Raw genomic sequence first — 13,203 nt, 5'->3', positions numbered from 1 at the left:
GTCTAGGGGGGGTACGAAAGGGTGGGGCAACCGGGAGGAAGCACTTTGTACGCCATCGGACTCGAACGCCGTCCGACGCGCCGGACCGCCCCTGGAAGGACCATCCTGCCGCTCCTCCTTCCAACTTGACGTACGACCCGACGAAAGGGTTGCCCGTACTTCACCTACGAGGCGGTTTCCCCGCGGATCACGGCCAACACGCCGTCCAGCTCGTCGGGTTTCACCAGGACGTCCCGGGCCTTGGATCCCTCGCTCGGCCCGACGATGCCGCGTGACTCCATCAGGTCCATCAGCCGACCCGCCTTGGCGAACCCGACCCGCAGCTTGCGCTGGAGCATCGAGGTGGACCCGAACTGCGTGGACACGACCAGTTCGGCGGCCTGGCAGAGCAGGTCCAGGTCGTCGCCGATGTCCTCGTCGATCTCCTTCTTCTTGGCGGTGCCGGCCACCACGTCGTCGCGGAAGACCGGCGTCATCTGATCCTTGCAGTGCTTGACGACGGCCGCGACCTCGCCCTCGGTGACGAAGGCGCCCTGCATGCGGGTGGGCTTGTTGGCCCCCATCGGCAGGAACAGGCCGTCGCCCTTGCCGATCAGCTTCTCGGCGCCGGGCTGGTCGAGGATGACCCGGCTGTCGGCCAGGGACGACGTCGCGAAGGCGAGCCGGGAGGGCACGTTCGCCTTGATCAGACCCGTGACGACGTCGACCGAGGGCCGCTGCGTCGCGAGCACCAGATGGATGCCGGCGGCGCGGGCCAATTGGGTGATGCGGACGATGGCGTCCTCCACGTCGCGCGGCGCCACCATCATCAGGTCGGCCAGCTCGTCGACGATCACCAGCAGGTACGGGTAGGGCGACAGCTCCCGCTCGCTGCCCTCCGGCGGCTTGACCTTGCCGTCGCGCACGGCCTGGTTGAAGTCGTCGATGTGCCGGTAGCCGAAGGCGGCGAGGTCGTCGTACCGGAGGTCCATCTCCCGCACGACCCACTGGAGGGCCTCGGCGGCGCGCTTGGGGTTGGTGATGATCGGCGTGATCAGGTGCGGGATGCCCTCGTACGCGGTCAGCTCGACGCGCTTGGGGTCGACCAGCACCATGCGGACGTCCTCCGGGGTCGCCCGGACCATGATCGAGGTGATCAGGCAGTTGATGCAGGACGACTTGCCGGACCCGGTCGCCCCGGCCACCAGCACGTGCGGCATCTTCGCCAGGTTGGCCATGACGTAGCCGCCCTCGACGTCCTTGCCGAGCGCGACCAGCATCGGGTGGTCGTCCTCGGCGGCGTCCGCGAGGCGCAGCACGTCCCCGAGGTTGACCATCTCGCGGTCGGTGTTGGGGATCTCGATGCCCACCGCCGACTTGCCCGGGATCGGGGAGATGATCCGGACGTCGGGGCTGGCCACGGCGTACGCGATGTTCTTGGCGAGGGCGGTGATCCGCTCGACCTTCACGGCGGGGCCCAGCTCGACCTCGTAGCGGGTGACCGTCGGCCCCCGGGTGAAGCCGGTGACGGCGGCGTCGACCTTGAACTCGGTGAAGACGTTCGTCAGGGCCGCGACGATCGCGTCGTTGGCGGCGCTGCGGGTCTTGCCCGGTCCGCCGCGCTCCAGCAGGTCGAGCGAGGGCAGGGAGTAGGTGATGTCCCCGGACAGCTGGAGCTGCTCGGCGCGGGCCGGCAGCGGCTCGGACTGCGACCGGTCGGGGGCGGGCTTCGTCAGGTCGGGCACGGCGCCCGCCGGCACCCCGGGCTTCTGGGGCCGGCCCGCACCTGCGGCGGGTTCCCCCGCCCTGGCCCCCGGGACCGGCGGGGCCGGACGCTCGCGCTCGGCGGCGATGCGCTGGGTGAGGTCGGCGACGACCGGCGAGGGCGGCATGCCGTTGAGCACGGCCCCGTCGAGCGCGGCGGCCGCCGCGGCGGCGACGTCCACCGGGTCCATGCCGCGGTCCGCCGAGGACTGCGCGGAGGACCTGCGGGGCGCCCGGCGCCGGGAGAGCGCCTCGACCTCCGCCTGCTCCGGGTCGAATTCTGCGGGGGCGCCCGGGCGACGGGCGGGCGAGCGGCGGGAGCGGGCGGGCAGGGCCTCGCGCCACTGCTCCTCGTAGCGCTCGTCGTCGTTCTCCTCGTCCTCCGGGTCGTGCGGCGGGTCGAGGACGCCCAGCTTGGTGCCGAGCAGCCGCAACCGCTGCGGAATGGCGTTGACCGGGGTGGCGGTGACGACGAGCAGCCCGAAGACGGTCAGCAGCAGCAGCAGCGGTACGGCGAGGACCTCGCCCATGGTGTAGACCAACGGCTTGGAGGCGGCCCAGCCGATGAGCCCGCCCGCGTCCTGCATGGCCGTCGTGCCGTCGTTCCGGCCGGGCGATCCGCACGCGATGTGGACCTGCCCCAGCACGCCGACGACGAGGGCGGAGAGCCCGATGACGATGCGTCCGTTGGCCTCGGGCCGCTCCGGGTGCCGGATCAGCCGCACGGCGATGACGCCGAGCAGTATCGGCACGAGCAGGTCGAGCCGGCCGAAGGCCCCGGTGACGAGCATCTCCACGAGGTCGCCGACGGGTCCGCGCAGATTGGACCAGGTGCCGGCGGCGACGACCAGCGCGAGGCCCAGCAGCAGCAGCGCCAGGCCGTCCTTGCGGTGCGCGGGGTCGAGCCCCTTCGCGCCGCGTCCCACGCCGCGGAACATCGCGCCGACGGCGTGGGCGACGCCGAGCCAGACGGCGCGCGCCAGACGGTAGACGCCGCCGGTGGGCGACGGCGCCGGGCGGGGCGCGGCCGCCTTCTTCGCCGCCGCCTTCTTGGCGGGCGGCCTGCGCGCGGGCGCGGCCTTCTTCGCGGCGGGCTTCGCCGCGGGCTTCCTGGCGGGCGCGGCTTTCTTGGCCGGCACGGGTTTCTTGGCGGTCCCCGCGGTACGGCCGGCGCCCTTCGCGGTGCCCGCCGTGCCCTGGGAACCCTTGCCGGACGTACGTGAGGCCATGATGCCGAGGTTACCTGTGTCGGCGGCGGTGAACACGTGTGCCCGCCGCTTCACCCAACCGTGTCGCTGCGCGGAGGCCGGAAACTGACACACGCTCACGACGGCGTGCGACGTGGCGCGCCGGGTGACGGCCCGTCGGGCGCGCCGTGCTGTGCGGCAGTTGACCGACACCCCGGGCTACGGCCGCTCCCCGCGCGGGAAGTCGCCCCGCGGCCCGCCCCGGGTCGTACGCCCCGGACCGGCACGGCGACGGCCCCCGCGGCCCGCCCCCTCGCACCGGCCCTCGGGCGGCGTGCTCCCGGCCCCGGTGCGCTACGCAGGAGGGCGCCGGGCCGTTCCGACAACGCGGCGAGGTGCCGTAGCCGTCGTCGCGCGCCCGCCAGGGATTACGGGACAGCCCTTAGGAGGGAAGGGCGGCCGCGCCGCTTCCGGTGCCGGGCTCCAGCGCGTCGAGCGCCCGGCGCAGGCCGGTCAGCTTGCGTTCCAGATGGGCGGCGGTGGCCACGGCCGCCGCGTCCGCCGACTCGTCGTCGAGCTGTTTGGAGAGCGCCTCGGCCTGCTCCTCGACGGCGGCGAGCCGCGCCGAGAGCTCGGCCAGCAGCCCGGCGGGCTCCCCACCCGCGCCTGTCTCGGCGTCGCCCTCCAGCTGGAGCCGAAGCAACGCCGCCTGCTCGCGCAGCTTGCAGTTCTTCATGTAGAGATCGACGAAGACCGTGACCTTCGCCCGCAGCACCCACGGATCGAACGGCTTCGAGATGTAGTCCACCGCGCCCGCCGCGTATCCCCTGAAGGTGTGGTGCGGACCATGATTGATCGCGGTGAGGAAGATGATCGGGATGTCCCGGGTGCGTTCCCGTCGCTTGATGTGCGCGGCGGTTTCGAAACCGTCCATGCCTGGCATCTGGACGTCCAGCAGAATGACCGCGAAGTCGTCCGTGAGCAGCGCTTTGAGCGCTTCCTCCCCTGACGATGCCCGTACCAGCGTCTGATCGAGCGCAGAGAGGATGGCCTCCAGCGCCAGCAGATTCTCCGGCCGGTCATCGACCAGGAGGATCTTGGCCTTCTGCACCATGGCCCGTCCTCCTCGCCCCGGAATTGCACCGGGCGCCGCCCCAGGGGACGACTCCCTTACGCCGTCCGTCCTTGTGCCGGTCATGGTAGCCGCACCGTGTCCGTCACCACACCCTGTCACCGCGATGTCACTGTGCACACAGCGAAAACGCGGGAGCGGGCGGGAAGGTTCCCGTGCCCGGCCCCCACATTCCGCACGCCTGACCGATCATCAACTCATCGCAATTCTGTTCCCTTGATGATCACTCTTCGCGCATCCACTGCTCCATTACGGAAAGAAGGTGATCAGGGTCGACGGGCTTCGTGACATAGTCGGAAGCACCGGATTCGATCGCCTTTTCCCGGTCGCCCTTCATGGCCTTCGCGGTCAGCGCGACGATCGGCAGCCCGGCGAACTGCGGCATCCGGCGGATCGCCGCCGTCGTGGCGTAGCCGTCCATCTCCGGCATCATGATGTCCATCAGCACGACCGTCACATCGTCGTGCTGTTCAAGGACTTCGATGCCGACCCGGCCGTTCTCGGCGTACAGCACCGACAGGCCGTGCTGCTCCAGCACGCTGGTGAGCGCGAAGACGTTGCGGATGTCGTCGTCGACGATCAGCACCTTCTCGCCGCGGAACCGCAGCGGTCTGCGGGCCTCCGGCGCCTGCCCGCCCTCCGGAACCCACGGTTCCTGCCCGGTTGTGCCCGTGGCGGAGGCGCGGGACGGCAGCGCCGGCCGCCGTTCCGCGCCGCCGAGGGCCTGGCGGCGGTACGGGGCGGCTCCGCCGGACCCGTCCGCGTCGTGCGCGGCGGCCCCCGGCTCGGCCCCGGCGACGGCCGGCGGGAACGACGCCTCCTCGGCCGCGGCCCCCGGTGTCTCGGCGCCCTCCGGGCCGTTCGGCGAAGTGCCCTGCGGCGGCACCTGGTTCGGATGCAGCGGCAGATACAGCGTGAACGTCGAGCCGCGTCCCGGCTCGCTAGCCGCGTGGATCTCACCGCCCAGCAGCCGGGCGATCTCCCGGCTGATGGACAGGCCCAGGCCCGTGCCGCCGTACTTGCGGCTGGTGGTGCCGTCCGCCTGCTTGAACGCCTCGAAGATCACCAGCATCTTGCTGGCCGCGATCCCGATCCCGGTGTCGGTGACGGAGAAGGCGATCAGTTCGGCGTCCGCGTCACGCAGCGAACCGGCCTCCAGGAGCTGCTCGCGGATGGCGTTCGGCACGTCCTCGGTGGCGAGCCGGATCACCAGCTCGACCGCCCCGCTGTCGGTGAACTTCACCGCGTTGGAAAGGAGGTTGCGCAGCACCTGGAGCAGCCTCTGCTCGTCCGTGTGCAGCGTCGCGGGCAGTTCCGGCGAGACCCGTACGGAGAAGTCGAGCCCCTTCTCCGCGGTGAGCGGCCGGAACGTCGCCTCCACGTAGTCGACCAGCTGGACCAGCGCGATCCGGGTCGGGCTGACGTCCATCTTGCCCGCCTCGACCTTCGTGAGATCGAGGATGTCGTTGATCAGCTGGAGCAGGTCGGAACCGGCCCCGTGGATCGTCTCCGCGAACTCCACCTGCTTCGGCGAGAGATTGCCCTCGGCGTTGTCCGCCAGCAACTTGGCGAGAATGAGCAGCGAGTTGAGCGGGGTGCGCAGCTCGTGCGACATGTTCGCCAGGAACTCGGACTTGTAGCGCATGGAGACCGCGAGCTGTTCGGCACGCTCCTCCAGGACCTGCCGGGCGTCCTCGATCTCGGTGTTCTTGACCTCGATGTCGCGGTTCTGCCGGGCCAGCAGCGCGGCCTTCTCCTCCAGTTCGGCGTTGGACGCCTCGAGCGCCTCCTGCCGGTTCTCCAACTCCATGGACCGGTCCCGCAGTTGTTCGGCGAGCTGCTGCGACTGCTCAAGGAGCTTCTCGGTCTTCGTGTTGACGCTGATGGTGTTGACGCTCGTCGCGATCATCTCGGCGAGCTGGTTGAGGAAGTCCCGCTGGATCTGGGTGAACGGCTGGAAGGAGGCCAGTTCGATCACGCCGAGGACCTTGCCCTCGAAGAGCACCGGCAGCACGATCACATGCGCGGGGGGCGCCTCGCCGAGCCCGGAGGAGATCTTCAGGTACCCCGGCGGGACGTTGTCCACCTGGATGGTCCGCTTCTCCTCCGCCGCCGTCCCGATGAGCGTCTCGCCGGGCCGGAAGGTGGTCGGCATCGACCCGGCCGAGTACCCGTAGCTGCCTCTCATGCACAGCTCGTACGAGCCGTCCTCGTCGCCGTCGACGCCCACCGTGTCGCTGTCCCCGGTCGGCACGGCCAGGAAGAACGCGCCGTGCTGCGCGGAGACGACCGGGGTCAGCTCGCTCATGATCAGCGAGGCCACGTCGTCCAGATCGCGCCGCCCCTGCATCAGGCCGGAGATCCGGGCGAGGTTGCCCTTGAGCCAGTCCTGCTCCTTGTTGGTGGCCGTGGTGTCGCGCAGGTTGGCGATCATCGTGTTGATGTTGTCCTGCAGGGCCTGGATCTCGCCGGCCGCGTCGACGTCGACCTTGAGGTTGAGGTCGCCCCGGGTCACCGCGGTGGCGACGGCGGCGATGGCCCGCACCTGGCGGGTGAGGTTGCCGGCCATCTCGTTCACCGACTCGGTGAGGTCGCGCCAGGTGCCGTCGACGTCCCGGACCCGGGCCTGACCGCCCAGCTGGCCCTCGGTGCCCACCTCGCGGGCCACCCTGGTCACCTGCTCGGCGAACGAGGAGAGCTGGTCGACCATGGTGTTGATGGTGTCCTTCAGCTCCAGGATCTCGCCCCGGGCGTCGATGTCGATCTTCTTGGTGAGGTCGCCCCTGGCGATGGCCGTGGTGACGGCGGCGATCTGCCGGACCTGACCGGTCAGGTTGGACGCCATCGAGTTCACGGACTCGGTGAGGTCCTTCCAGGTGCCGGACACCCCCGGCACGCGGGCCTGGCCGCCCAGTTCGCCCTCGGTGCCCACCTCGCGGGCGACGCGCGTCACCTCGTCGGCGAACGAGGACAGCGTCGTCACCATCGTGTTGACGGTGTCGGCGAGTTCGGCGACCTCGCCGCGCGCCTCCACGGTGACCTTCTTCGTCAGGTCCCCGTTGGCGACGGCGGACGAGACCCGGGAGATGTTCCGCACCTGGCTGGTCAGGTTGTTGGCCATCAGGTTGACGTTGTCGCTGAGGTCCTTCCAGATGCCGGTCGCCCCGCGCACCCGGGCCTGGCCGCCGAGGATGCCCTCGGTCCCCACCTCGCGGGCGACGCGCGTCACCTCGTCGGCGAAGTTGAGCAGCTGGTCGACCATGGTGTTGACGGTCGTGACGAGTTCGAGGATCTCGCCCTTGGCGTCGACGGTGATCTTCTTGGAGAGGTCGCCGTTGGCGACCGCGGTGGTGACCTCGGCGATGTTGCGGACCTGGAGGGTCAGGTTGTTCGCCATGCCGTTGACGGACTGGGTGAGGTCCTTCCACGTGCCGGACACACCCTGCACCTCGGCCTGGCCGCCGAGCATGCCCTCCGTGCCCACCTCGCGGGCGACCCGGGTCACCTGCTCGGCGAAGTTCGAGAGCTGGTCCACCATCGTGTTCAGGGTGTTCTTGAGTTCCAGGATCTCGCCCCGGGCGTCCACGTCGATCTTCTGCGACAGATCGCCGCGCGCCACCGCCGTGGCGACCTGGGCGATGCTGCGGACCTGGTCGGTGAGGTTGCCGGCCATGCCGTTCACCGAGTCGGTCAGATCGCGCCACACCCCGGCCACCCCGGGCACCTGGGCCTGGCCGCCGAGCCGCCCGTCCGTACCCACCTCGCGGGCGACCCTGGTCACCTGGTCCGCGAAGGCGGAGAGCTGGTCGACCATGGTGTTGATGGTGTTCTTGAGTTCCAGGATCTCGCCGCGGGCGTCCACGTCGATCTTCTGCGACAGGTCCCCGCGCGCCACCGCCGTCGTCACCTGGGCGATCTCCCGCACCTGGGAGGTCAGGTTCCCGGCCATGAAGTTGACGGAGTCGGTGAGCTCCTTCCAGGTGCCGGAGACGCCGTCGACCCGCGCCTGACCGCCCAGCCGGCCCTCGGTGCCCACGTCCCGCGCCATCCGCGTGACCTGGTCGGCGAACGAGGAGAGCTGCGCCACCATCGTGTTGACGGTGTTCTTCAGCTCCAGCATCTCGCCCGCGACGTCGACCGTGACCTTCTGGGACAGGTCGCCGTTGGCGACCGCGGTCGTCACCTGCGCGATGTCGCGGACCTGGCCCGTGAGGTTCCGGAACGCGGTGTTCACCGAGTCGGTGAGGTCCTTCCAGGTGCCCGCCGCGCCCGGCACCTCGGCCTGGCCGCCCAGCCGGCCCTCGACGCCGACCTCCCGGGCCACCCGGGTCACTTCCGAACCGAAGGACTGCAGCTGGTCGACCATCGTGTTGACGGTGTTCTTCAGCTCCAGCATCTCGCCGGCCACGTCGACCGTGACCTTCTGAGACAGGTCTCCGCTGGCCACCGCCGTGGTGACCTGCGCGATGTCGCGGACCTGCGTGGTCAGGTTCCGGAAGACCGTGTTCACCGAGTCGGTGAGGTCCTTCCAGGTCCCGGCGGCGCCCGGCACCTGCGCCTGACCGCCGAGCAGCCCCTCGCCGCCGATCTCGCTGGCCACCCGGGTGACCTCGTCCGCGAAGGTCCGCAGCGTCTCGGTCATCTGGTTGATGGTCTCGGCCAGCTGGGCGACCTCGCCGCGCGCGCTCACCGTCACCTTCTGCGACAGGTCGCCGTTGGCGACGGCCGTGGTCACCTCGGCGATCCCGCGCACCTGGGAGGTCAGGTTCCCGGCCATCGTGTTGACCGAGTCGGTGAGGTCCTTCCACACCCCGGCGACGCCGGGCACCTGCGCCTGACCGCCGAGGATGCCCTCCGTGCCCACCTCGCGGGCGACCCGGGTCACCTCGGAGGAGAACGACGACAGCTGGTCGACCATCGTGTTCACGGTGTTCTTCAGCTGCAGCATCTCGCCGGCCACATGGACGGTGACCTTCCGCGACAGATCGCCCTTGGCGACCGCCGTCGTGACCAGGGCGATGTCCCGGACCTGGGCGGTCAGCCGGTACGCCATGGTGTTCACGGAGTCCGTGAGGTCCTTCCACGACCCGGACATCCCGCGCACCTGGGCCTGGCCGCCCAGCTTGCCCTCGGTCCCCACCTCGACCGCGACCCTGGTCACCTGCTCGGTGAACGCCGAGAGCTGGTCGACCAGGTTGTTGACCGTGCGGGCGACCTTCAGGAACTCGCCGCGCAGCGGGCGCACCGTTCCGTCGGCCGTGTGCGACCGCAGCTCCATCCGCTGTTCGAGATCGCCGTCGGCCACCGCGGACAGCACCCGCCCGACCTCCGAGACCGGGCGGGCCAGGTCGTCGACCAGCTCGTTGGAGGCGTCGATGGCGGCGGCCCAGGAGCCCTCGCAGGCCCCCGTCTCCAGCCGCTCGGTGAGCTTCCCCTCACGTCCGACGACGCGCCTCACCCGGGCCAGCTCGCCGGTGAGGTGGAGATTGCGGTCGGCGACCTCGTTGAACACCGCCGCGATCTCCGCCATCACACTGTCGCCCGAGACGGTCAGGCGCCGGCGGAAGTTCCCGTCGCGCATCGCCACGAGTCCCGCCAGCAGTCTGTTGAGCGCCGCCGCGTCGACGTCGATGGTCGCATTGCGCTTCTTCCTCACGGGCTGTCCGCCTTTTGTGCGCGTTCGTGATCCCCGCGCCGCCACGCCAGACTCCACCGTGTCCCTCCCGCAGGGGTTGACCGTTTCGCTCGGGTCCTGACTGGGAGCTTGCCCAGTTCCTGATTGGCTCACCGCCACTGCCCACCGTCGACGGGTGACCATGCGGACGTCAAATCGTTGAAACGTACCAGGCTCGACCGGATCGACGTGCGGCCTCCCGCTGTTGTCGCGATCCGTCCTGTCGGAAAGCCCGTACTTGTCCGCTCACATGCCGGTTCCTGGCCGTTACTGCTCGAAGTCGGACCTCGTGTACCCGGTGCCGGGAGCGAGCGTCTAGCCTGGCTAGGCGAATCGAAGCGGCGAGAAACGGGCACACGACTCGGGGAAGCGACGAGACACCACATGGGGAGTGCTGTGATCACCGCGCGCGCGGCCGCCACCTTCGAACCGGTCGGGCGCTCCGTCGCGACCGCCCGCGCCTTCGTCCGGGACACCCTCCAGGGCTGGGGGTACACGGACGTCGTCGACGACGCCGTCGTGCTCACCAGCGAACTCGTGACGAACGCGGTCGTGCACGCCGGGACCACCGCGGACGTGCTCTGTCTGCGCACGGAGGACGGCGTCCGTATCGAGGTCTCCGACCACTACCCGGAGCGCGAGGTGCCGCTCCAGCGCCCGGGGCCGGGTTTCGCCGGCCCGGACCGGGAGAACGGCCGGGGGCTGCTGCTCTGCGCGTCGCTGGCCTCCCGCTGGGGCGTCGAGTACTCCCCCGCCCACAAGCACGTCTGGTTCCAGCTGGATCTTCCCGAACGCCCGGTGGGCATCCGCTCTGCCGGCCCGGAGCTCCCGGTGGGGCTGCTCCCGGTCGCCGACGAGCGGGTCCGGGTGGCCGTCGTCCAAACCGACGGAGCCGGCTCGGTGACCGCCTGGAACGAAGACGCCGCGTACCTCTTCGGCCACGCCCCGGACCAGGTCGTGGGAAAGCAGCTCACGGACTTCACGGCCTGGCCGCAGACTCCGGGCACCAACACCGGCATCGCGGAGGCCCTGCGGCTCTCGCGCTGGGAGGGCAGCTACGGGATCCGGGGCGCCGACGGCCGCACCATCCCGGTGTACGCCTCGCATCTGCGGGTCCGCGATCCGCACGGCGAGCCGTCGACGGTCTGCCTGCTGGTGCGGGACTACGAGCGCGCGGTCCTCCAGTCCCCGCCCCGCGCCCCGGTCTCCGACGCGAGCGCCGAGGGCCGCAAGACGGACCCGTTCGAGATCTTCATCGGCTCCCCCGCCCCCGACGACCTGGACGGCCTGCTCCAGCGCACGGTGGAGCGGGCCCGCGACATGCTCGACGCGGACGCGGCGTTCCTGCTCCTGGCCACGGACGACGAGACGGAGCTGGAGGTGCGGGCCACGACCGGCCTGCCCTCCGCCCGCCAGCGTTTCGCCCGGGTCCCGGTCGAGGCCGGGACCGGACGCTACGGCTCCGCCCGGATGCCCGCCGTCCACGAGGACCTGGACATGGTCCCCGGCGCGGTCCCGCTGCTCGGCGGCACGGGGATGCGGTCCGTGGTCACGGTGCCGCTGAAGGTCGAGGGCCGTCTGACGGGCTCGTTGGGCGTCGCCGCGGAGGCTGCGGGCCGGTACACCAACGAGGAGGCGCTGCGTCTGCAGTTCGCCGCCGACCGCATCGCGCTGGCCGTCGAGTCGGCCCGGCTGGGCGAGCTGGAGCGGCTGCGCCGCGGCTCGCTCTCCTTCCTCGTCGAGGCGTCCGACCTGCTCGCGGGCACCCTGGACCGGGACCAGACACTGGCGCTGATGGCGCAGATGACGGTGCCGACGCTGGCCACCTGGTGCGCCGTCTACACGATCGCCGACCAGATCTCGGAGCCGTACCTGTCGTATGTGCTGCACGAGGACGAGGAGCGCATCGACGGACTCAAGGCCCTGCTCTCCCGGATCGCCCCGCCGGACCCCGTGCCGACGCCCGGCGCCCGGATCTGGCCCGCCCCGTCGGAGGCGGCCCATCAGGCGGCCCTGCGCACCTCGATGCGCACCCTCGGCCTGTCCGAGCCGGGCGGGCCGGGCCCCGGGATCGGCACGACGCTCGCCACCGCGGCGGCGGTGGGCGGAGAAACGGTGGTGCTGCCGCTGGTCGCCCGCAACCGGGTCATCGGCATGCTCACGCTCGGAAAGCCCTCGGACGACCATTTCCGCCAGGAGAGCCTGGAACTGGCCGAGGACTTGTCGCGGCGTGCCGCGCTGGCCCTGGACAACGCCCGCCTCTATTCGGAGCGCATGGCGATCAGCCAGTCCCTCCAGCGGAGTCTGCTGCCGCCGGAGCTGCCCGAGGTCCCCAATGTCGAGATCGAGGTCATCTACCGCGCGGCGGGCGAGGGCAACGAGGTCGGCGGCGACTTCTACGACGTCTTCCCGATCCGCGACGGCGCGTACGGCTTCGCCATCGGTGACGTCTGTGGTACGGGCCCGGAGGCCGCGGCCGTCACGGGCCTGGCCCGTCACGCCCTGCGCCTCCTCGCCCGCGAGGGCTTCGGCGGCCCCGCGGTGCTGGAGCGCCTCAACGCGGCCATTCTGGACGAGGGCGCCCGGAGCCGCTTCCTGACCCTGCTCTACGGCGAGCTGTGGCCCCAGGGGGACGGCAGCGCGCTGCTGAAGGTGGTCTGCGCGGGCCATCCGCTGCCGCTGCGCCTGCGCCAGGACGGCTCGGTCGAGGCCGCGGCCGAACCGCAGCCGCTGCTGGGCGTCATGGAGGATCTCGACCTGTACGAGCAGACGGTGACGCTCGATCCGGGCGACGTCCTGCTGTGCGTGACGGACGGCGTCACGGAACGCCGCGAGGGCACCCGCATGCTGGGCGACGACGGCCTGGCCGACGTCCTGTCCACCTGTACGGGCCTGACGGCCGGCGCGGTGGCCGCACGCATCCTGCGTGCGGTCGAGCGCTTCGCCGCAGAGCCCGCGTCGGACGACATGGCCATCCTCGCCATGCGCGTACCCGAACCGCCCGCCGCCTGACCACACTTCGCCCGCCCGACCACACGTCACGGGACGGAAGCCGTCCGCGGCACCCGAGTGGACATGCCGGCTCCGAACAAGCGAAAGGCCCTCGTCGAGTGACGAGGGCCTTTCTTATACCTGAGCCCCAATGCGGAATCGAACCGCAGACCTTCTCCTTACCATGGAGACGCTCTACCGACTGAGCTATTGGGGCCTGCTGCGCTGTGGCAACGAGTAAAGCATACCCTGAACTCAGGGGTGCTCAGAACCATTGGCCACAGAAGTTCCTGACATACCTTCGCTCCGGTTCCCCACGTACCTTCACCCCGGTTCCCCGCCTGCTTCGCCGCCCCTCCCCGGCCGGCGAAGCCGCTGCCGCGGCCGGCTGGGCGAGCCGGGCCCAACGGACGTCCGGTCGGGAGCGATCGGAGGAGAACATCCCATAACGCAAGGAAGCCCCGTGCCATAAAGGC

4 protein-coding genes and 1 tRNA gene are annotated in these 13,203 nt (G+C 70.7%); 1 reads left to right on the top strand and 4 read right to left on the bottom strand.

Going from position 1 to position 13,203, the window contains the following annotated elements:
* Nucleotides 1-164: 164 nt before the first annotated feature.
* The 3 genes from WA762_RS05345 to WA762_RS05335 all read right to left on the bottom strand — a co-directional run bounded on the left by WA762_RS05345 (nt 165) and on the right by WA762_RS05335 (nt 9,718).
* On the bottom strand, nt 165-2,972 hold the full coding sequence (locus WA762_RS05345) for a DNA translocase FtsK (RefSeq protein ID WP_335933330.1): 2,808 nt from the start codon (nt 2,970-2,972) through the stop codon (nt 165-167).
* A 400-nt stretch (nt 2,973-3,372) separates the two neighbouring features.
* Nucleotides 3,373-4,044 (bottom strand): response regulator, encoded by a 672-nt coding sequence (locus WA762_RS05340; RefSeq protein ID WP_335933328.1) that lies wholly within the window; start codon nt 4,042-4,044, stop codon nt 3,373-3,375.
* 241 nt (nt 4,045-4,285) lie between these two features.
* Nucleotides 4,286-9,718 (bottom strand): HAMP domain-containing protein, encoded by a 5,433-nt coding sequence (locus WA762_RS05335; protein WP_335933326.1) that lies wholly within the window; start codon nt 9,716-9,718, stop codon nt 4,286-4,288.
* 402 nt (nt 9,719-10,120) lie between these two features.
* Between WA762_RS05335 and WA762_RS05330 the strand changes: the two genes are divergently transcribed.
* Nucleotides 10,121-12,748 carry a SpoIIE family protein phosphatase gene (locus WA762_RS05330; RefSeq protein ID WP_335933324.1) on the top strand — a complete coding sequence of 876 codons (2,628 nt, stop codon included), beginning with the start codon at nt 10,121-10,123 and terminating at the stop codon, nt 12,746-12,748.
* 123 nt (nt 12,749-12,871) lie between these two features.
* On the opposite strand, the gene WA762_RS05325 is transcribed toward WA762_RS05330, so the two are convergent.
* Nucleotides 12,872-12,944: transfer RNA gene (locus WA762_RS05325), tRNA-Thr, on the bottom strand.
* Nucleotides 12,945-13,203 lie beyond the last annotated feature (259 nt).

The sequence above is a fragment of the Streptomyces tyrfis genome, assembly GCF_037034285.1.
Taxonomy (GTDB): Bacteria; Actinomycetota; Actinomycetes; order Streptomycetales; family Streptomycetaceae; genus Streptomyces.
The sequence above is the reverse complement of the archived record's forward strand: the minus strand, read 5'-3'. Positions and strand labels throughout refer to the sequence as shown.

Excerpts from the sequence above, each read along its gene's own strand:
- WA762_RS05345 (WP_335933330.1), bottom strand. The coding sequence starts at position 2,972 with ATGGCCTCACGTACGTCCGGCAAGGGTTCCCAGGGCACGGCGGGCACC.
- WA762_RS05340 (WP_335933328.1), bottom strand. The coding sequence starts at position 4,044 with ATGGTGCAGAAGGCCAAGATCCTCCTGGTCGATGACCGGCCGGAGAAT.
- WA762_RS05330 (WP_335933324.1), top strand. The coding sequence starts at position 10,121 with ATGGGGAGTGCTGTGATCACCGCGCGCGCGGCCGCCACCTTCGAACCG.